The following is an 18,835-nucleotide window of genomic DNA, read 5'->3' as shown; positions in this document are numbered from 1 at the left end:
CACGTGGAGGGACCCGCGGTGGCAGCAGCACCAGTCTGGAGTGTCGACCCCCGTACCGGGAAGCAGCGTGAACAGGTCGCGGTGGAAGCCACGGCCCAGGAGGTGGACGCCGCCGTCCGCGCCGCGCACGCCGCCCGGGACGCCCTCACCGACCGAACCGTCCGCGCCGCCTTCCTGCGCGGCGCCGCCGACGAGCTGAAGGCGGCCGAGAGCACCCTCGTCGAGGTCGCCGACGCGGAGACCGCGCTCGGCCCCGTCCGGCTCACCGGCGAACTCGCCCGCACCTGCTACCAGCTGCGCGCCTTCGCCGACATCGTCGACGAGGGCGAGTTCCTCGGCGTGGTCGTCAACCACCCCGACGACACCGCCACCCCGCCGATCCCGGACCTGCGCCGCTACAAGGTGCCGCTCGGCGTCGTCGCCGTCTACTCGGCCTCCAACTTCCCCTTCGCCTTCTCCGTCCCCGGCGGCGACACCGCCAGCGCCCTCGCGGCCGGCTGCCCGGTCGTCGTCAAGGCGCACCCCGACCACCCGGCCCTGTCCGAGCTGGTCGCCAAGGTGCTGCGCCGGGCCGCCGCCCGCCACGGCATCCCGGACGGCGTCCTCGGCCTGGTGCACGGCTTCGAGGCGGGCGTCGAGCTGATCAAGCACCCGCTGGTCGCCGCGGCGGGCTTCACGGGCTCCGTCCGCGGCGGCCGCGCCCTCTTCGACGCGGCGGCGGCGCGTCCGGCGCCGATCCCCTTCCACGGCGAGCTGGGCTCGCTGAACCCGGTCGTCGTCACGGAGGCGGCGGCCACCGAGCGGGCGGCGGCCATCGGCGCGGGGCTGGCCGGTTCGATGACCCTGGGCGTCGGCCAGTTCTGCGTGAAGCCCGGCCTGGTCCTGGTGCCGGCGGGCGCCGCCGGTGACGGCCTGGTCAAGTCCCTCACGGACGCGGTCAGTGACACCGACGCCGGAGTGCTCCTCGACCACCGCATGCGGGACAACTTCGTCGCAGGCGTCGCCGAGCGCACCGCGCTGCCCGACGTGGACTCCCCGGTGACGCCGGGCTCGGGCGGCGAGCACACCGTCGCCGCCGGGTTCCTCACCGTGCCTGCCGCGCGGTTGACGGCACGGGGCGAGCACGACCTGCTCCTGGAGGAGTGTTTCGGTCCGGTCACCGTGGTGGCCCGCTACGAGGACGACGCCGAGGTGGCGGGCGTGCTGTCCCGGCTGCCGGGCAACCTCACGGCGACCGTGCAGGTCTCCGCCGAGGAGGCCGCCGGTGAGGGGCGCGGGGCGTCGATCCTCGCGGAGCTCGTGCCGCTGGCGGGGCGGGTGCTGGTCAATGGCTGGCCGACGGGGGTTGCCGTCGCCGCGGCTCAGCAGCACGGGGGGCCCTACCCGGCGACCACTTCGACGTCCACGTCGGTGGGGGGCACGGCTGTTGAGCGGTGGCTGCGGCCGGTGGCTTATCAGGGGGCGCCCGAGGCGCTGCTTCCCGCGGAGCTGCGGGACGACAATCCGCTGGGGCTGCCTCGGCGGTTCAACGGGGTGCTGGAGCGGTAGGGGTTCGCGGTTGCGCCGTGGGGGCGCGGTTGTTCCGCGGGTGTCGCGCCGTCGTGGCTGGTCGCGCCCACGCGGCGGAGTCGCAAATCGACACAGCCCCGCGCCCCTTAAGGCCGTCCACTGAGCCTGCGATGATCTGCGCATGACTCTCGAACTTCCCGAACTGCCGTTCTCGCTCCGCCCCTACGGGCCCCACGGCGACTGGGCCTACGCCGACGGCGTACTCACCGGAGTCGCCGGGCCCCGGCAGGACCGTTTCGTGCCGCCGACCGGGGAGGTGCTGGAGCCCGCGTCCGACGCGCCGCGGTTGCTGGGGGCGCCCGAGGGCGACTTCCAGCTGATCGCTCGTGTCACCGTCGGGTTCAAGGGGGCCTTCGACGCCGGGGTGCTCTACGTGCACGTGGGGGAGCGGGCCTGGGCCAAGTTGTGTCTGGAGTACTCCCCGGACGTGGCCACCGTCTGCACGGTGGTCACCCGGGGGCACTCCGACGACTGCAACTCCTTCACGGTGGAGGGAAGTTCCGTCTGGCTCCGGGTCAGCCGCACCGGACGGGCCTTCGCCTTCCACGCCTCCCTCGACGGGGAGCGCTGGACCTTCGTACGGCTCTTCACACTGGGCGAGGAGGAGGAGACCGGCTCCGCCCTGGTCGGCTTCCTGGCGCAGGCGCCGACGGGGGAGGGCTGCACCGTGACGTACGACCACCTGGAGTTCCGGCCGACCTGGCCCGCGGATCTGCGGGACGGCAGCTGACGGCGGGAATGGAACCGGCTGGTTGAAGGTTCACGTATGCGGCGGAGAAGGCCTCCGCAGCCGTACGACCTGGAGAAGAGCCGAGACATGCGCGTCGAGATCTGGAGCGACATCGCCTGCCCCTGGTGCTACGTGGGCAAGGCCCGCTTCGAGAAGGCGCTGGCGGCCTTCCCGCACCGTGACGGGGTCGAGGTGGTCCACCGGTCGTTCGAGCTGGACCCCGGGCGGGCCAAGGACGACGTGCAGCCCGTGCTGACGATGCTCACCGCCAAGTACGGCATGAGCGAGGCGCAGGCGCGGGCCGGTGAGGACAACCTCGGCGCGCAGGCCGCCGCGGAGGGCCTCGACTACCGCACCCGGGGCCGTGATCACGGCAGCACCTTCGACCTGCACCGCCTGCTGCACCTGGCCAAGGAGCGGGGCCGGCACGAGGCCCTGCTGGACGCGTTCTACCGGGCCAACTTCGCCGACGAGCGTTCCGTGTTCAACGACGACGAGCGGCTCGTGGAGCTGGCCGTCTCCGTCGGCCTGGACGCGGAGGAGACCCGCGCGGTGCTCGCCGACCCCGCCGCCTACGCCGACGAGGTGCGCGCCGACGAGCGCGAGGCCGCGCAGCTCGGGGCCACCGGAGTGCCGTTCTTCGTGCTCGACCGGGCCTACGGCGTCTCCGGCGCCCAGCCCGCCGAGGTCTTCACCCAGGCGCTGACCCAGGCGTGGGGCGAGCGCACGCCGCTGAAGCTGATCGACGACGGGAGCGCCGAGGCCTGCGGCCCGGACGGGTGCGCGGTGCCGCAGGACTGAAAGCCCCAGGAGCTCCAGGTGAGCGCCGGTACATAAGCGCTGCTTGGGGAAACCGCGTAGAAGTGCGCGATGGACGGGGAGGTCCAGGGGGCCGCACAGTGGTGCCATGGAGAGCTTCGAGAATCTCGTCCGTACCGAGTTCGCCCCGAAGACCACGTACCTGAACACCGCCAGCACCGGTCTCCTGCCCGCCCGGACCCTCGTGGCCATGCGCGACGCGGCGGCGTCCGCGGCGGACGGGCAGCCGCTCGACATGTTCGCCGACGTCGAGGCGTCCCGGGCCGCGTACGCCCGGCTCGTGGGGGTGCCCGCGACCCGGGTGGCGACCGGGGCGTCCGTCGCCACGTTCAGCGGGCTCGTCGCCGCCTCGCTGCCTACGGGGGCCGAAGTCCTCACCGCGGAGGCCGACTTCAGCTCCCTGGTGAACCCGCTGTACACGCGCGGCGACCTGAAGGTGCGCAGCGTGCCGCTGGAGCGGATCGCGGAGTCGGTGGGTCCGGACACCGCGCTCGTCGCGGTCAGCTCCGTCCAGTCCGCCGACGGGCGGCTCGCCGACCTCGCGGCGCTGCGGGAGGCCGCCCGGGCGCACGGGGCGCGGACGCTGATCGACGCCTCGCAGTCGAACGGATGGCTGCCGTTGGCCGCCGGCGACTTCGACTTCGTGGCCGCCGTCGCCTACAAGTGGGTGCTCTGCCCGCGCGGCGTCGCCTTCCTCGTCGTACCGCAGGACCTGGGAGCGGCGGCCGGGCTGGCGCCGCTGTTCGCAGGGTGGGCGTCCGGCGAGCACCCCTGGGACAGCTGCTACGGCCCCGTCGAGGAACTCGCGCACTCCGCCCGGCGCTACGACGAGAGTCCCGCGCTGTTCTCCTACACGGGCGCCCGGCACTCGCTGGCCCTGATCGAGGAACTCGGCGTGGACGCCGTGCACGCCCACGACACCGGCCTCGCCGACCGGTTTCGCGCGGGGGTGCGCTCGCTGGGCCACGAGCCGGTACCCGCGCCGGGCTCGGCGATCGTGTCGGTGCCCGGACTCGGCCACCGCCAGGGCGAGCTCGGCCGGGCCGGCGTCCAGGTCTCCGACAGGGCGGGCAATCTGCGGGCCGCCTTCCACGTGTACAACACGGCGGCGGACGTCGACCGGCTCCTCGACGTGCTGGCGGGCTGAGGCGACCCCCGGCCCGCAAGGCGCCGGACAAGAACAGCCCGGACCGGAACAGCATCGGGCAGGGGCCTCCCGTCCCACACGAAAAGGCCCCTGCCCGAGATCAGATGCGGATCACTTCACCGGCGTGAAGTCCCGCGCTCCAATGAAGTCCGGCCGCCTGATCGGTGCCGCGAACGGCTCGACCGCCGTGTTCTCCACGCTGTTGAACACGATGAACACGTTGCTGCGCGGGAACGGCGTGATGTTGTCGCCCGATCCGTGCATGCAGTTGCAGTCGAACCAGGTCGCCGAGCCGGCCTTGCCGGTGAACAGCTTGATGCCGTACTCCGAGGCCATCTTCGTCAGACCCTCGTCGGACGGCGTCCCCGCGTCCTGCATCTGCAGGGACTTCTTGTAGTTGTCCTTCGGCGTGGCCCCCGCGCACCCGAGGAACGTCTTGTGCGACCCCGGCATGATCATGAGACCGCCGTTGGTGTCGTAGTTCTCGGTGAGCGCGATCGAGACAGAGATCGTCCGCATGTTCGGCAGGCCGTCCTCGGCGTGCCAGGTCTCGAAGTCCGAGTGCCAGTAGAAGCCGCTGGCGCCGAAGCCGGGCTTGACGTTGATCCGCGACTGGTGGACGTACACGTCCGAGCCGAGGATCTGCCGGGCCCGTCCGACCACGCGCTCGTCGCGCACCAGCTTCGCGAACACCTCGCTGATCTTGTGCACCTCGAAGACCGAACGGATCTCCTTGGACTGCGGCTCGACGATCGAGCGCTCGTCCGCGCGGATGGCAGGGTCGCTGGTGAGCCGCTCCAGCTCGCGCTGGTACTCGCCCACCTCGTCCGGCCCGATGAGCTGGTCGACGGCGAGGAAACCGTTGCGGTCCAGGGACTGCAGGTCACCCTGCGAGACGGGGCCGGGCGTGTCCGGGGAGCCCCAGACGACCGGGTCCTGCCGGGGGGTTGCCACCTCGGTGGCGCCGCGGGTGGGATAGAGATCGGTGACGTTCGTGGTCGTGGTCACGGTGACTCACACCTCCTCGGTGAGCAGCGGGTAGACGCCGTTCTCGTCGTGATCCTCCCGTCCGGTGACGGGCGGGTTGAAGACACAGATGCAGTGGAAGTCCTCCTTGACCTTGAGCGTGTGCCGCTCATGGCCGTTGAGGAGATACATCGTGCCCGGCGTGATGTGGTACGTCTTCCCCGTCTCGCGGTCGGTCAACTCGGCGTCGCCCTTGGTGCAGACGACGGCCTCGATGTGGTTCGCGTACCACATCGACGTCTCCGTACCCGCGTACAGAATCGTCTCGTGCACGGAGAAGCCGACCTTCTCCTTGGCGAGGACGATCCGGGTGCTCTCCCATGTGCCGGACGCGCTCTTCACGTGCCGGTCGGTGCCTTCGAACTCCTTGAACGAACGGACGATCACGGTGTTGCGATGCCTCCTAGGTGAGGGTGTGCAGGGTCCCCGGCGCCCTCGGCCGCGCGAGCCGAAGGCGCCGGAAGCAGTGGTGGTGTCAGGCCGTCTCGCGCACGGCCCGGGCGAGGGTCTTCATGCCCTCGTCCAGCTCCTCGGACGTGATGGTGAGGGCCGGCAGCAGCTTGACGACCTCGCTCTCGGGGCCGGACGTCTCGATCAGCAGCCCCAGCTCGAAGGCGCGCTTCGCGACCTTCCCGGCGCGCTCCTTGTCGTGGAACTCCAGGCCCCAGACCAGGCCGCGGCCCCGGTACTCCTTGATGTCGGCGAGGTTCTCCTCGGTGATGGCGATCATGTGCTGCTCGACCTGCTCGCCGCGCTTGCGGGTCTGCTTCTCCATCGCCGACCCGTCGGCCCAGTAGGCCTCCAGCGTGGCCGTCGCCGTGACGAACGCGGGGTTGTTGCCGCGGAAGGTGCCGTTGTGCTCGCCCGGCTCCCAGACGTCCAGCTCGGGCTTGAAGAGGGTCAGCGCCATGGGCAGGCCGTAGCCGCTGATCGACTTGGAGACGGTGACGATGTCCGGCGTGATGCCCGCCTCCTCGAAGGAGAAGAAGGCGCCGGTACGGCCGCAGCCCATCTGGATGTCGTCGACGATGAGGAGCATGTCCTGGCGCTGGCACAGCTCGGACAGGGCGCGCAGCCACTCGGGCCGGGCGACGTTGATGCCGCCCTCGCCCTGCACGGTCTCGACGATCACCGCGGCCGGCTTGTTCAGGCCGGAGCCCTGGTCCTCGAGCAGGCGCTCGAACCACAGGAAGTCCTCGACCGTGCCGTCGAAGTAGTTGTCGAACGGCATCGGCGTGCCGTGGACCAGCGGGATGCCGGCGCCGGCCCGCTTGAAGGCGTTGCCGGTCACGGCGAGCGAGCCCAGCGACATGCCGTGGAAGGCGTTGGTGAACGACACGATCGACTCGCGCCCCTTCACCTTGCGCGCCAGCTTCAGCGCGGACTCCACGGCGTTGGTGCCCGTCGGGCCCGGGAACATGACCTTGTACGGCAGGTCACGCGGCCTGAGGACGGTGTTCTGGAACGTCTCCAGGAAGCGGCGCTTGGCGGTGGTCGACATGTCGAGACCGTGCGTGACGCCGTCCCGCTCCAGGTAGTCGATCAGCGCGCGTTTCAGGACGGCGTTGTTGTGCCCGTAGTTGAGCGAGCCCGCTCCGGCGAAGAAGTCGAGGTACTCGTGGCCGTCCTCGTCGTACATGCGGCTGCCGACCGCACGGTCGAAGACGGTGGGCCAGCCGCGGCAGTAGCTGCGCACCTCGGACTCTACGGTCTCGAAGACGCTGAGGTCGGGCTGGGTGATGGTCACGACGAATCGCTCCTCGTGGGGTGAGGGTGGGAGAGGAAGGTCGTACGGATCCGGGGACCGGTGCGGTCCGCCGGGAAGTCTGGGGAACCGGACTGGCACGGGGTGCCGGGCAGTCCGGAGGGCCGGTCGGTCAGCCTGCGGCGGACAGCGGACCTATGCGGTAGAGCACCTCGGGCTCGTGCGGTCCGTCGGGGAACAGGCCCGCGTCGAACAGCACCTCGCGCTCCAGCCGGGCGCCGTGGCGTTCGGCGAACGAGGTGAACAGCCGCTGGGAGGCGGTGTTGTCGGGCGAGATGGTGGTCTCCAGGGTGGTCAGCCCGCGCTCCGCGACGGTCCGGGAGGCCAGCCCGTCGAGCATGGAGGCCGCGAGCCGGCGCCCGCGGTACGCCCCGTCCACCGCCACCTGCCACACGAGCAGGGTGTCGGGCCGGTCCGGCCGTACGTATCCCGTGACGAAGCCGACCGGCTCACCGCGCTCGTCGCGGGCGACGGCCGACGTGGCGGCGAAGTCCCGGCACCAGAGCAGATAGCTGTAGGACGAGTTCAGGTCGAGGACCTCGGAATCCCTCGCTATCCGCCACAGGGCGGCCCCGTCGGCCACTCTCGGACGGTCGATTTGTAGGTCTGCTTGCGCGGCAGTCATGCAAATTGAATTTACCCAGCGAAATTCGAAATTGCATCGCCGAACGGGGTTACGAATGAGCGCCTCGTGTGTTATCACGCGGGCGCGTGCTTCCGCGCGAGTCGGCGGCGGAATGTGGTGATTTGACCAGGAGGTAAGCCGCAAAACGGACCGCATGTGTATCGGGTCACAATCGCGTAACCCGTGCGAGATGTGCCCGAAATGCGTAGATCGCGGTTCGTGGAATTTTTGTGTTTAGGTCCGGGGAAAGCGGGCAGAAGAATACGGGAAGCTGCGCTGAGTGGAATTCCCTAATTCTGCTTGTGTGAACTTAGGGAATTCCTTCGAATTCATCGTCCCGAAAGGCCGGGTCCGGCCGGCCGCTCCCACGCGTCCTCGACGGCCCGCCGGGCGGCCTCCAGATCGGCCTTCAGACCCCGCTCGGCCAGCGCGGCACCCAGTGCCGCCAGACAGCCCTGCACCGCCCCGCGCGTCGCGTCCGGACCGTAATGGTTGACCCGGATCATCTCGCCGGCCAGCGCGCCCCCGCCCGCGGCCAGCGGCAGCGCCGGGTCGGACTCCAGGGCCCTGGCGACCAGCGCGGACGCGTCGACGTCCGACGGCGTCCGCAGCGTCGTCGCGACCGGCGCCGCGTCCCTCGCCTCGTACACGTACGGCTCCAGACCGCCCAGCGCGAGCGCCCCGGCCCGGGTCGCCGCCGCGGCGGACGCGTGCCGCGCCATCACCGTCGCCGCGCCCTCCGCCTCGATGCGCTCCAGGCACGCCTCCAGGGCGAGCATCTCCAACTGCGCCGGCGCGTGCAGCAGCGCCTTGCGCCCGCCGTCGATCCAGCGCTCCTTCCAGTCGAGGAGGGACAGGTAGGAGCGCCGCGGAGCGTTCGGGTTCGCCGCCATCCGCGCCCACGCCCGCTCGCTCACCGACACCGCCGACACCCCGGCCGGGCCGCCCATCGCCTTCTGCGCGCCGATGACGCACAGGTCCACACCCCACGCGTCCGGCAGCACCGGCTCGGCCCCCACGGAGGCCACGGCGTCCAGATAGAACAGCGCGCCGTGCGCCCGCACCACCTCGCCGATCTCCGCGACCGGGTTGGTGTTCCCGGTCGCCGCCTCGGCGTGCACCAGGGACACGAAGTCGATCTCCGGGTGCTCGGCGAAGGCCTGGCCGACCTGCTCGGCGGAGACGGCCGTGTGGAACGGCACGGCGAGGTCGTGCACGGTCGCGCCGCAGTCCCGCAGCCAGTTCCCGAAGGTCTGCCCGTACGGCCCCGTGACGACGTTCAGCGCGACGGTGCCGGGACCGGCGGCGGCGCGGATCGCGCCCTCCAGCGGCAGCAGCGCCTCACCCTGCATGACCACGACGTCCTGCCCGGTGCCGAGCAGCCGCGCGACCCGGTCCTCGATCGCGGCGAAACGGCCGGCGGTCAGCGGGGCGAGGTCCAGGAAGGGATGGGTCACGGCGGTGCTCTCTTCGCTCACGGGCAGGTGTACGACGCGGGTACGTCGCGTACGGACGCGCGTACGCCGCGTACGGAGTCGAGAGTAACCGCGGGCCCCGTCGTCACTCGCGGGGGAGGTCATCCGTTGCGACACCCCCACGCCCGGAATCGTGGCTTCCGCCACAGCCGGAAGGGGCACCGCCTGATGGACTGACCCTCGTGTTCCTCGTACTCCTGCTGCTCGTCCTGGTCGCCGCGGTGTCCGCCGTCGGCCTGGCCGGCCACGGCGGAAGCGTCCTGGCGGCCCGGCGCGCCCGGGGCCCGCGTGCCGGGCAGCCGCTCCACGCCCTCGCCGCGTTCGCCGGTGCGGCCGCGCTCGTGGCGTACGCCTGGGGGCTGCTGCACGTGACGGGCGCCGTCATGGCCTCGGACGACTCCGGCGCCGGCTCCGCGCCCGCGGTTCCCTGCCGGATGCCCGGGTACGAGGAGCGGGCCCTGCACGTCGTCGACCAGTCGGTCTCCTTCCTGCCGCTGGACTTCGTCTGCGAGACCTCCGACGGCGGTGAATACGCGACCGACGACGTCCCCGGCTACGTCGGCCCCGCCACCGCCGTCCTCGCCCTCACCGCCGTCGCGAGCGTCGTCGGGGCCGGGTACGCGACGGAACTGCGCGCCCGCGCGGCCGCCCGTGAGGCCCGTGGGACGGCGGGGGACGGGGACGCCTGACCGGCCCCGGACACCTGTGCGGGCACCGTCTAAGGTGCGGGGCATGAGCGATCGCACGGTGCTGCACGTGAAGGGGCGGGTGCTCGTCGGACCGCGGGACGAGGACGTCCGCGACGAGGTCTGGGTGATCGGCGGCCGGATCTCCTACGACCGCCCCACCGGCGCGGCCGACGTCCGCACCGTCGAGGGGTGGGCGCTGCCCGGCCTGGTCGACGCGCACTGCCACGTCGGCCTCGACCAGCACGGGGCCGTGCCCGAGGACGTCGCCGAGAAGCAGGCGCTGACCGACCGCGAGGCGGGCACCCTCCTCATCCGCGACGCCGGTTCACCCTCGGACACCCGCTGGATCGACGACCGCGAGGACCTCCCGAAGATCATCCGGGCCGGCCGGCACATCGCCCGCACCCGCCGCTACATCCGCAACTACGCCTGGGAGGTCGAACCCGAGGACCTTGTCGCGTACGTCGCCCAGGAGGCCCGGCGCGGTGACGGCTGGGTGAAGCTGGTCGGCGACTGGATCGACCGCGACCTCGGTGACCTGTCGGCCTGCTGGCCGCGCGGCGCGGTCGAGGCGGCGATCGCCGAGGCCCACCGACTGGGCGCCCGCGTCACCGCGCACTGCTTCGCCGAGGACTCCCTGCGCGACCTCGTCGAGGCCGGGATCGACTGCGTCGAGCACGCCACGGGGCTGACGGACGACACGATCCCCCTTTTCGCCGAGCGCGGCGTCGCCATCGTGCCCACCCTCGTCAACATCGCCACCTTCCCGGCACTCGCCGACGGCGGCGAGTCGCGCTTCCCCCGCTGGTCGGCCCATGTGCGCCGACTCCACGAACGCCGCTACGAGACCGTCCGCAACGCCTACGACGCCGGGATCCCGGTCTTCGTCGGCACCGACGCGGGAGGTGCCCTCGCCCACGGACTGGCCGGGGCGGAGGTCGCGGAACTGGTCACCGCGGGCATCCCGCCCGTCGAGGCCCTCGCCGCGACGACCTGGGCCGCCCGGAGCTGGCTCGGCCGGCCCGGCCTGGAGGAGGGCGCGCCGGCGGACCTGGTGGTGTACGAGCAGGACCCGCGCGCGGACGTGCGCGTGCTCGTCGATCCGCGCCGGGTGGTACTCAACGGGCGGGTCGTCGGTTAGCCGACGGGAGTGACGCAGGGGAACACCCGTGCAGAGAGATTCGAAAAGATTCGCCAAAACCCCACGAAGGGGTGAAGTGCCCCGGGATTACTGACGGTTGGGCGCACGCGGGGACATCCTTTCCGGGTCCCAAGCATGTCGCTCATGCGTGCCCCGCACGCATGTCTCACTGGGGGTCCCACCACCTTGAACGGCAACACCTTCCGCATGCCCGCACGCCGTATTGCCACCGTCGCGGCGGCCACGGCCCTGGCCGCGGGTCCCGCGACCCTGGCCGGCGCGGGATCCGCCCACGCGACCGGCGACCACGGCCGCGCGAGCGCCACCGTCCTGCGCACCGGACTCGACGTCTCCCTGCTCAACAAGACCGTGAACGTCCCGCTCGCGGTCACCCTCAACGAGGTGCAGGCACCCGAGAGCGCCGAGAAGACCGCGCTCACCGCCCGGCTCGACGGCGTCGACGGCGGAAAGCCCTTCAGCGTCCTGCGCGCCGACGTCGCCGAGGCCAGGGCGACGGCGACCGCGCACAAGAGCGAGGGCGCGACCACCCTGGCCCGCGCCAGGCTCCACGTCCCCGGGCTGCCCCTGCTGTCGGTCGTCGAGGTCGAGCAGGTCACCTCCAGGGCGACCTGCGAGGCGGGCAAGCAGCCGGTCGCCGACGCCAACCTGCTGGGCAGGGTGACGGTCCTCGGCAAGAAGGTCACGCTGACCACCGGCGGGCCGACCGAGGTGAAGGTGCCCGGCGTCGGCGAGGTACGGCTCGACCTCTCGAAGACCGGGACCACCTCCCGCACGGCCGCCGCCACCGCGCTCGAACTCAAGGTGTCCGTCAACCCCCTCGACCTGAACGTCGCCGAGGTCGACGGCACCGTCACCCTGGCCGAGGCGACGTGCGAGTCCCCGGCCGCCCCCGCGGACGGCGCCGAGCAGCCCCCGGCGAAGGCCGACGAGCCCCCGGCCGAGCAGGCCGCGGAACAGGCCGCGGAACAGGCCGCGGAACAGGACGCCGAACCCGCGTCAGACGTGAAGGCCCAGGGCGCCCGCACCGAGGCCGACCTGGCGGAGACCGGCGGCGGTTCGGCGACGCCGTACGTCGCGGCCGGCGCCGCGGCCCTGGTCCTGGCGGGCGGCGGCGCGCTCGTACTGGCCCGCCGCAAGCGAGGCTGATGGGAGGGGACCGGCCCGGGGCCCGCGCACCTCAGGCCGGTTCCGCCACCGCCCGCTCCAGAGCGCGCAGGAAACCGTCCGTAGTCGCCCGGTCCCGTACCGCCAGGCGCAGCCACTCCCCGCCCAGCCCCGGGAACGTGTCCCCGCGCCGCACCGCGTACCCGAGGCCGCGCAACCGGTGCCGTACGGCGGTGGCGTGGGGGAGCCGGACGAGCACGAAGGGACCCTCGGCAGGGCCGGCGACCCGCACTCCGGCACCGGCGAACTGCGCCAGCCCGGCGACGAGACGGTCCCGGTCGGCGGCGATGCGGTGGGCGGCGTGGGCGGCCTCCGCCAGTGCCCGCGGCGCCACGCACGCCTCGGCGGCCGCCAGCGCGGGCGTGGACACCGGCCACAGGGGCTGCGCGCGCCCCACTTCGGTGATCGTCTCCGGGGCGGCCAGGACGTACCCGATGCGCAGCCCCGCCAGCCCCCACGTCTTGGTGAGGCTGCGCAGGACGACGAGGCCGGGTACGTCCGTGCGCCCGGCCAGCGCCTCCCGCTCACCGGGCACCGCGTCCATGAACGCCTCGTCCACGACCAGCGTCCGCCCGGGCCGGGCCAGTCCGGTGAGCACGGCCGCCGGGTGCAGCACCGACGTGGGGTTGGTCGGGTTGCCCACCACCACCAGGTCGGCGTCCCCAGGGACGGCCGCCGGGTCCAGGCGGAAGCCGTCCGCCTCGCGCAGCAGTACCCGGTCGACCGTGTGACCCGCGTTGCGCAGTGCCGCCTCCGGCTCCGTGAACTGCGGGTGCACCACGACCGGCCGGCGCACCTTCAGCGCCCGCGCCAGCAGCACGAACGCCTCCGCCGCGCCCGCCGTCAGCAGCACCCGCTCCACGGGCAGCCCGTGCCGCGCCGCCACCGCGGCCCGCGCGGCCCGCCCGTCCGGGTAGGCCGCGAGGGAGCCGAGCGAGGCAGCCACGTGCGCGCGCAGCCAGGCCGGGGGGGTGTCCGCGCGGACGTTCACCGCGAGGTCCACCAGCGCCGAGCCGTCGTCGCGGACCTCGGCGTCCCCGTGGTGCCGCAGATCGTGCCCCCCGGCCCCGTCGGCGGCCTCAGTGCGCATGGGAGTGTGCGTGTCCATGTCCGTGATGGTGCCCGTGGTGGTGATCACCGTCGTCGTCGGGGTGGAAGTGCGGCTGCTGCGGCAGCCCCACCTTGTCCTCGAACCCCGGCAGCGCGATCCGGTACACGCAGCTGTCGCAGTTCATCCGCAGGTCGCCCCTGACGGCCTCCTCGTACCGCTCCCACACCAGGTCGAGCAGCTCCGGCTCAGGACCGACGACGTCCGCCGACCGCACCTCGGCCTCCGGGTGCGCGGCGGCCCACTCCCCGGTCTGGTGCCGGACCCGGTCCGGGAGGATGCCGGTGAACAGGAAGTACGGCAGGACCACGATCCGCCGCGCGCCCAGCCGCACACACCGGTCAAGGCCGCCCGGCACGTCCGGCTTCGCCAGCGACACGAACGCCGTCTCCACGGCCGCGTACCCGCGCCCCTCCCACAGCAGCCGGGCCGCCTTGAACACCTCGGCGTTGGCGTCCGGGTCCGTCGACCCGCGCCCGACCAGCAGCACGGTCACCTCTGCGGGGTCCCAGGCCGGGTCGACCGCCTCCGCCAGCCGCCGCTCCAGCACCCGCAGCAGAGCGGGGTGCGGGCCCAGCGGACGCCCGTACGTGTAGGAGATGCCGGGGTGGCGCTCCTTCTCGCGGGACAGCGCCGCCGGGATGTCGCCCTTGGCGTGCCCGGCGGACACCAGCATCAGCGGCACCGCGGCGAACCTGCGCACACCGCGCTCGACCAGCTCGGCGACCGCGTCGCCCAGCGGCGGCGGGGACAGCTCGATGAAGCCGCCCGCGACGGGCAGTTCGGGGTGACGGCGGCCCAGTTCGCGCACGAAGTCACGGAACGCCTCGGCTCCGGCCTCGTCCCGGGTGCCGTGTCCGGCGATGAGCAGGGCGGGCGGGGTGGTCACAGGTTCTCCTCGGAGTTTTCGGATTTTCCGGAGTTCTCGGATGCCGCGGATGCTTCGGATGAAACGGGGTTCTCTTCGCGCGGCGCGGTGTCGTCCGTCTGCCAGCGGTAGCCGCGCGGCGTCACCATGCGTCCGGCGATCTCTCGGGTCGCGGTGTTGCCCACCGCCACGACCGTCATCATGTCGACGGTCGCCGGGTCGAGAGCGGCGAGCGTGCTCAGGCGGCTCGACTCGTCGGCGCGCGACGCGTTGCGCACGACACCCACCGGTGTCGTCGGCTCCCGGTGCTCCGCGAGGATCGCGAGCGCCTTGGGCAACTGCCAGTCGCGGCCCCGGCTGCGCGGGTTGTAGAACGTCACGACGAGGTCCGCCTCCGCGGCCGCCCGCACCCGCCGCTCGATGACCTCCCAGGGCGTGTGCAGGTCGGACAGGCTGATCGACACGTGGTCGTGGCCGAGCGGCGCGCCCAGGATCGCCCCCGCCGCCAGCGCCGCCGTCACGCCGGGCACTCCGACGACGTCGATGTCGTCGGACGCCTCGGCCAGCGCGGGCGAGGCCATGGCGTACACCCCGGCGTCCCCGCTGCCGATCAGCGCGACCGCGTGCCCGCGCCGGGCCTCCTCGACCGCAGTCCTGGCCCGCTCCTCCTCGGCGCCGAGACCCGACTCGAGGACCCGCGTCCCGGGCCGCAGCAGGTCGCGGATCTGGTCGACGTACTGGTCCAGGCCGACCAGCACCGAGGCCCGCCGCAGCTCCGCCCGCGCCCGCGGCGTCACCAGGTCCCGGGCGCCGGGACCGAGCCCCACCACCGCGAGCCGCCCGCGCCCCGGCCGGCGTACGACGGCACAGGTCGCCATCGCGGGGGCCGCCGCCGACTTCCGCTTGGGCACGAGGAGTTCGCCCCCGCGCACCAGCGCCGCCGCCTCCGCGACCGACGGGGTGCCCACGGCGGCCAGCGGGGCGTCGGAGGGGTTGGGCACCTCGACGTCCGCCAGCTCGTCGGCGGGGTACGTCACCAGGGGCACGCCCAGCCGTTCGGCGGCCCCGACGATGCCGGGCTCCGCCGCCTTGGCGTCCACGGTGGCCAGCTCCGCGACCGACGCGGCGGACAGCCCGGCGTCGCGCAGGGCCCCGTCCACCAGGCCGAGCACCTCGTCGACCGGCGCCCCCTTGGAGGCGCCGACACCGACGACGAGGGACGGCGGACGCAGGACGGCCTCGCGCCCGGCCGGCTCCACCAGACGGTCCGTCAGCCGGATCGTGTAGGCCCCCTCCTCGGCGACCGGCAGCGGCGGCAGCGGCCAGGCGACCTCCGCGCGCAGGGCCACCGGCTCACCGTCCAGCAGGGCCCGCGAGACCGCGGCGACGTCGCCCTCGACGGGCAGCCCGAGCGTGTCCAGGCCGGGCAGGCCCACGGCGTCCGTCGCCGTCGTCACCACCGGCTCGGCGCCCAGCACCTCGCCGACCGCGCGGGCGAGTTCGTTGGCGCCGCCCCCGTGCCCGCCGACCAGCGACACGGCGAACCGCCCGCCCTCGTCGACGCACACCACACCCGGGTCGGTGCGCTTGTCGTCCAGCAGCGGTGCCACGAGCCGGACCACGGCCCCGGTGGCCAGGAAGCACACGAGCCGCTCGCACTCGGCGAACGCGGACCGTACGGCGTCCGCGACGGGACCCTCGTACACCCGCGTGCGGTCCGGCCACGCCGCGGCCAGCCGGTCCCGCGCCGCCGCTCCCGCCGCCGTGGCGGAGATGAGGCCGATCAAGGGGAGACTCCTTCGGTACGGCTGTGCGGCCTCACGCCCCACAGCAGGAAGACGGGATTGGTGGCCGCGAGCCGGGTCACGTCCCCCGGCAGCGGCGCCAGCCGGGACGACTGCAGCAGCACCCCGTCGCACTCGAGACCGGCGCCCAGCAGCGCCTCGCGGGCCGCGGGCACCCGGTCCAGCGCGGCCACGGCGACGACCACCGCGCGCCGGGCCCGCCGCGCGCACTCGGCGACGATCGCGGGCAGCTCGCGTCCACCGCCGCCCACGAACACGGCGTCGGGGTCGTCGCCCAGGCCGGACAGCACCGCGGGCGCCGCCCCGTGCACCACCCGTACGTCGACGCCGTGCGCGGCGGCGTTGGCGCGGACCCGCCCGACCCCGTCCGGCGTCTTCTCGACGGCGGTGACGGCGGCGCCCAGCCGCGCGCACTCCACGGCCACGGACCCGGAACCCGCGCCGACGTCCCACACCAGGTCGCCGCGCCGGGGCCCGAGCCGGGCCAGCGCCAGCGCCCGCACCTCGAACTTGGTGATCATCGAGTCCCGGTGCGCGAACGCGTCCTCGTCCAGCGCCCACCCGGCGGGCCCGGAGGGCGGCCCCGCGACCGTCCGCACCGGCCCCAGCGCGCGTGCCTCGTCCAGGCACAGCACCACGCTCACCGCCGCCCCCCAGTCCCGGACGGCGGCCTCGGCGGGCGTCACCCGCTCCACCCGCTCCTCGCCGGAGCCCAGCGCCCGCGCGACGACGAGTACGCGCGCCTCGCCCCGCAGCGCGGCCCCCAGCTCCGCCGGACCGGCCCCGGGACCCGTCAGCACGGCGACCTTCGGGTGGGCCCGGCACAGGTTCACCGCCGTCCGCAGGTCCCGCCCGTGCGCGCTGGCGACCACGGCGTCGTCCCACGGCAGCCCCGCCCGCGCGAAGGCCGCGGCGACGGAGGAGACACCGGGCCGGACGTCGAGCCGCTCCGGCCCGAACCGCTCGGCCAGCGCCCGCACGATCCCGAAGAACCCCGGATCACCCGAGGCCAGCACGAGCACCGGCCGCTCCTCGGCGACGTACTCGGCGACCGTGTCGAGGGCCGGCGCCAGCGCCCCGAGGACGACACGCCCGGCCCCGTCCGGCAGCCGCACGGCGTCCAGATGCCGCCGCCCGCCGACGACCAGCTCCGCACCCGCGGCGACCTCCCCGGCGGGCGCCGCACCGGCGGCCCCCATCCCGACCACGGTGATCACGTGCTCGCACCCCGCGAGCGCAACTCCCGGCGCGCCTTGGGGTCGGCCCTGCGATAGCCGTGGAAGTGCCCCGGGTGGTACAGGTGCGAGCGGGTGCCGTGCGCGTCGAGGGCCGGGCCGACCAGGAACAGGGTGTGCTTCCAGAGCCTGTGCTCCTTGACCGTCTCCTCCAGCGTCCCGATCGTGCACCGCACGACCAGCTCCTCGGGCCAGGTGGCCTGGTGGGCGACGACGACCGGCGTCTCGGTCGGATAGCCGCCCTCCAGCAGCTCCCGCACCAACTGCCCGCTGCGGGCCGCCGACAGGAAGATCGCCATGGTGGTGCCGTGCTTCGCGAACTCGCGCACCTCCTCCCCGGGCGGCATCGGCGTCTTGCCGCCACCGAGCCGGGTGAGGACCACGGACTGCGCGACCTCCGGGATCGTCAGCTCCCGCCGCGCGAGCGCGGCGACCGCGGAGAACGCGGAGACCCCGGGCACGATCTCGGTCGCGATGCCGAGCTCCGCGCACCGGTCGAGCTGCTCCTGCGTGCCGCCCCACAGCGCCGGGTCACCGGAGTGGACACGGGCCACCCGCAGCCCTTCGTCCCGGGCCCGCCGGTAGACGGCGACGACGTCCTCCAGCGACATCGTCGCCGAGTCGAGCACCTCGGCGTCCTCCCGCGCGTGCTGGAGCACCTCCGCCTGGACCAGGCTCGCCGCCCAGATCACCACGTCGGCCTCGGCGATGGCACGCGCGGCGCGGAACGTCAGCAGATCGGCGGCGCCGGGACCGGCACCGACGAAGGTCACCTTGCCGGCCCGCGCCTCGGCGGTCGGAGCCGTGGGAGCCGTGGGATCCACGGAAGCCATCGAAATCGGTCCTCTCCTGCGCATATTTACTGCGGTTGCTGCTGTCGGACGCGCGTGAACGCGGCGTGATCGGATACCAAGGGCCCATGGCGGTCTTCGTCGCGCTCGGCGCGTTCCTGATGACGCTGGCCGGCGGCTGGACGGCACAGCGCGTGACCGACCGGCGCCACCTGGTCCTGGGCCTGGCCGGCGGCCTGATGCTGGGCGTGGTCGGCCTCGACCTGCTGCCGGAGGCCCTGGAGGCGGCGGGCGACGAGGTGTTCGGCGTGCCCGCGGCCCTGCTGCTCTTCGTCGCCGGATTCCTGCTCGCGCACCTGGTGGAACGCCTGCTGGCCGCCCGCCGCGCCGCGCACGGCGCCGACGAGCACGGACAGCGTTCGCCCGAGGTGGGCCTGACGGCCGCCGCCGCGATGGTCGGGCACAGCGCCATGGACGGCGTGGCGATCGGCGCCGCCTTCCAGGTCGGCGGCGGCATGGGCACGGCCGTGGCGCTGGCCGTGATCGCCCACGACTTCGCCGACGGCTTCAACACCTACACGCTGACCAGCCTGTACGGGAACGCCCGCCGCCGCGCGATCGCGATGCTGGTCGCCGACGCGCTGGCCCCCGTCGTCGGCGCGGCCTCCACCCTCCTCTTCACGATCCCGGAGGGCGCGCTCGGCGCCTATCTCGGCCTCTTCGGCGGCGTGCTCCTCTATCTCGCCGCGGCCGAGATCCTGCCCGAGGCCCACCACGAGCACCCCGCCCGTTCGACCCTGCTGTGCACGGTCGCCGGGGCGGCGTTCATCTGGCTGGTCGTGGGCATCGCCGACTGA

18 protein-coding genes are annotated in these 18,835 nt (G+C 73.5%); 8 read left to right on the top strand and 10 right to left on the bottom strand.

What is annotated here, in order from left to right:
• Positions 1 to 18 precede the first annotated feature (18 nt).
• The 4 genes from ACGH7X_RS09405 (at position 19) to ACGH7X_RS09390 (ending at position 4,265) form a co-directional block, all read left to right on the top strand.
• On the top strand, positions 19 to 1,548 hold the full coding sequence (locus tag ACGH7X_RS09405) for an aldehyde dehydrogenase (NADP(+)) (RefSeq protein WP_399883535.1): 1,530 nt from the start codon (positions 19 to 21) through the stop codon (positions 1,546 to 1,548).
• Between the two features lie 142 nt (positions 1,549 to 1,690).
• Positions 1,691 to 2,299: a DUF1349 domain-containing protein gene (locus tag ACGH7X_RS09400; RefSeq protein ID WP_399883532.1), complete on the top strand. Its 609-nt coding sequence runs from the start codon at positions 1,691 to 1,693 to the stop codon at positions 2,297 to 2,299.
• Between the two features lie 87 nt (positions 2,300 to 2,386).
• Positions 2,387 to 3,100, top strand: a complete 714-nt coding sequence (locus ACGH7X_RS09395) for a DsbA family oxidoreductase (protein WP_399883529.1) — start codon at positions 2,387 to 2,389, stop codon at positions 3,098 to 3,100.
• A gap of 106 nt (positions 3,101 to 3,206) precedes the next feature.
• Positions 3,207 to 4,265: an aminotransferase class V-fold PLP-dependent enzyme gene (locus tag ACGH7X_RS09390; protein WP_399883526.1), complete on the top strand. Its 1,059-nt coding sequence runs from the start codon at positions 3,207 to 3,209 to the stop codon at positions 4,263 to 4,265.
• Between the two features lie 111 nt (positions 4,266 to 4,376).
• Here ACGH7X_RS09390 and thpD read toward each other — a convergent pair whose 3' ends face one another.
• The 5 genes from thpD to ACGH7X_RS09365 form a co-directional block, all read right to left on the bottom strand.
• Entirely contained in the window at positions 4,377 to 5,273 is an 897-nt protein-coding gene (gene thpD, locus ACGH7X_RS09385) for an ectoine hydroxylase (protein ID WP_399883523.1), read from the bottom strand.
• A gap of 6 nt (positions 5,274 to 5,279) precedes the next feature.
• On the bottom strand, positions 5,280 to 5,678 hold the full coding sequence (locus ACGH7X_RS09380; RefSeq protein ID WP_217162780.1) for an ectoine synthase: 399 nt from the start codon (positions 5,676 to 5,678) through the stop codon (positions 5,280 to 5,282).
• 88 nt (positions 5,679 to 5,766) lie between these two features.
• Positions 5,767 to 7,038 (bottom strand): diaminobutyrate--2-oxoglutarate transaminase, encoded by a 1,272-nt coding sequence (gene ectB / locus ACGH7X_RS09375; RefSeq protein ID WP_399883520.1) that lies wholly within the window; start codon positions 7,036 to 7,038, stop codon positions 5,767 to 5,769.
• 130 nt (positions 7,039 to 7,168) lie between these two features.
• Entirely contained in the window at positions 7,169 to 7,681 is a 513-nt protein-coding gene (gene ectA, locus ACGH7X_RS09370) for a diaminobutyrate acetyltransferase (RefSeq protein WP_399883517.1), read from the bottom strand.
• Positions 7,682 to 8,010: 329 nt separating this feature from the next.
• Entirely contained in the window at positions 8,011 to 9,138 is a 1,128-nt protein-coding gene (locus ACGH7X_RS09365) for a pyridoxal-phosphate-dependent aminotransferase family protein (RefSeq protein WP_399896881.1), read from the bottom strand.
• A gap of 200 nt (positions 9,139 to 9,338) precedes the next feature.
• Between ACGH7X_RS09365 and ACGH7X_RS09360 the strand changes: the two genes are divergently transcribed.
• The 3 genes from ACGH7X_RS09360 to ACGH7X_RS09350 all read left to right on the top strand — a co-directional run bounded on the left by ACGH7X_RS09360 (position 9,339) and on the right by ACGH7X_RS09350 (position 12,153).
• Positions 9,339 to 9,845 (top strand): hypothetical protein, encoded by a 507-nt coding sequence (locus ACGH7X_RS09360; protein WP_399883514.1) that lies wholly within the window; start codon positions 9,339 to 9,341, stop codon positions 9,843 to 9,845.
• 43 nt (positions 9,846 to 9,888) lie between these two features.
• Positions 9,889 to 10,986, top strand: a complete 1,098-nt coding sequence (locus ACGH7X_RS09355) for an amidohydrolase family protein (RefSeq protein ID WP_399883511.1) — start codon at positions 9,889 to 9,891, stop codon at positions 10,984 to 10,986.
• A gap of 186 nt (positions 10,987 to 11,172) precedes the next feature.
• Positions 11,173 to 12,153, top strand: coding sequence for an SCO1860 family LAETG-anchored protein (locus ACGH7X_RS09350; protein ID WP_399883508.1), 981 nt, complete (start codon positions 11,173 to 11,175; stop codon positions 12,151 to 12,153).
• Between the two features lie 31 nt (positions 12,154 to 12,184).
• On the opposite strand, the gene cobC is transcribed toward ACGH7X_RS09350, so the two are convergent.
• Genes cobC through cobM form a run of 5 tightly spaced genes read right to left on the bottom strand, consistent with a single transcriptional unit; the run spans position 12,185 to position 18,020 of the window.
• Entirely contained in the window at positions 12,185 to 13,279 is a 1,095-nt protein-coding gene (gene cobC, locus ACGH7X_RS09345; protein ID WP_399883505.1) for an Rv2231c family pyridoxal phosphate-dependent protein CobC, read from the bottom strand.
• Positions 13,251 to 14,168: a sirohydrochlorin chelatase gene (locus ACGH7X_RS09340; protein WP_399883502.1), complete on the bottom strand. Its 918-nt coding sequence runs from the start codon at positions 14,166 to 14,168 to the stop codon at positions 13,251 to 13,253. Before ACGH7X_RS09340 ends, cobC begins: the two co-directional genes overlap by 29 nt.
• Positions 14,165 to 15,934: a precorrin-3B C(17)-methyltransferase gene (gene cobJ / locus ACGH7X_RS09335; RefSeq protein WP_399883499.1), complete on the bottom strand. Its 1,770-nt coding sequence runs from the start codon at positions 15,932 to 15,934 to the stop codon at positions 14,165 to 14,167. Before cobJ ends, ACGH7X_RS09340 begins: the two co-directional genes overlap by 4 nt.
• Entirely contained in the window at positions 15,931 to 17,169 is a 1,239-nt protein-coding gene (gene cbiE / locus ACGH7X_RS09330; RefSeq protein ID WP_399883496.1) for a precorrin-6y C5,15-methyltransferase (decarboxylating) subunit CbiE, read from the bottom strand. Before cbiE ends, cobJ begins: the two co-directional genes overlap by 4 nt.
• Entirely contained in the window at positions 17,166 to 18,020 is an 855-nt protein-coding gene (cobM, locus tag ACGH7X_RS09325; protein WP_399883493.1) for a precorrin-4 C(11)-methyltransferase, read from the bottom strand. The genes cbiE and cobM overlap by 4 nt, the downstream gene beginning before the upstream one ends.
• 86 nt (positions 18,021 to 18,106) lie before the next feature.
• On the opposite strand from cobM, the gene ACGH7X_RS09320 reads away from it, so the two are divergent.
• Positions 18,107 to 18,835, top strand: coding sequence for a ZIP family metal transporter (locus ACGH7X_RS09320; RefSeq protein WP_399883490.1), 729 nt, complete (start codon positions 18,107 to 18,109; stop codon positions 18,833 to 18,835).

This window comes from Streptomyces sp. BBFR51, from assembly GCF_044591655.1.
In the GTDB taxonomy this organism is placed as follows: domain Bacteria; phylum Actinomycetota; class Actinomycetes; order Streptomycetales; family Streptomycetaceae; genus Streptomyces.
Note: the sequence above shows the minus strand (reverse complement) of the source record. Positions and strands in the feature narration are given on the sequence as shown.

Coding starts and splice junctions, on each gene's coding strand:
- ACGH7X_RS09400 (WP_399883532.1), top strand. CDS start 1,691: ATGACTCTCGAACTTCCCGAACTGCCGTTCTCGCTCCGCCCCTACGGG.
- ACGH7X_RS09355 (WP_399883511.1), top strand. CDS start 9,889: ATGAGCGATCGCACGGTGCTGCACGTGAAGGGGCGGGTGCTCGTCGGA.
- cobM (WP_399883493.1), bottom strand. CDS start 18,020: ATGGCTTCCGTGGATCCCACGGCTCCCACGGCTCCGACCGCCGAGGCG.
- ACGH7X_RS09395 (WP_399883529.1), top strand. CDS start 2,387: ATGCGCGTCGAGATCTGGAGCGACATCGCCTGCCCCTGGTGCTACGTG.
- ectA (WP_399883517.1), bottom strand. CDS start 7,681: ATGACTGCCGCGCAAGCAGACCTACAAATCGACCGTCCGAGAGTGGCC.
- ACGH7X_RS09390 (WP_399883526.1), top strand. CDS start 3,207: ATGGAGAGCTTCGAGAATCTCGTCCGTACCGAGTTCGCCCCGAAGACC.
- ACGH7X_RS09320 (WP_399883490.1), top strand. CDS start 18,107: ATGGCGGTCTTCGTCGCGCTCGGCGCGTTCCTGATGACGCTGGCCGGC.
- cobC (WP_399883505.1), bottom strand. CDS start 13,279: ATGGACACGCACACTCCCATGCGCACTGAGGCCGCCGACGGGGCCGGG.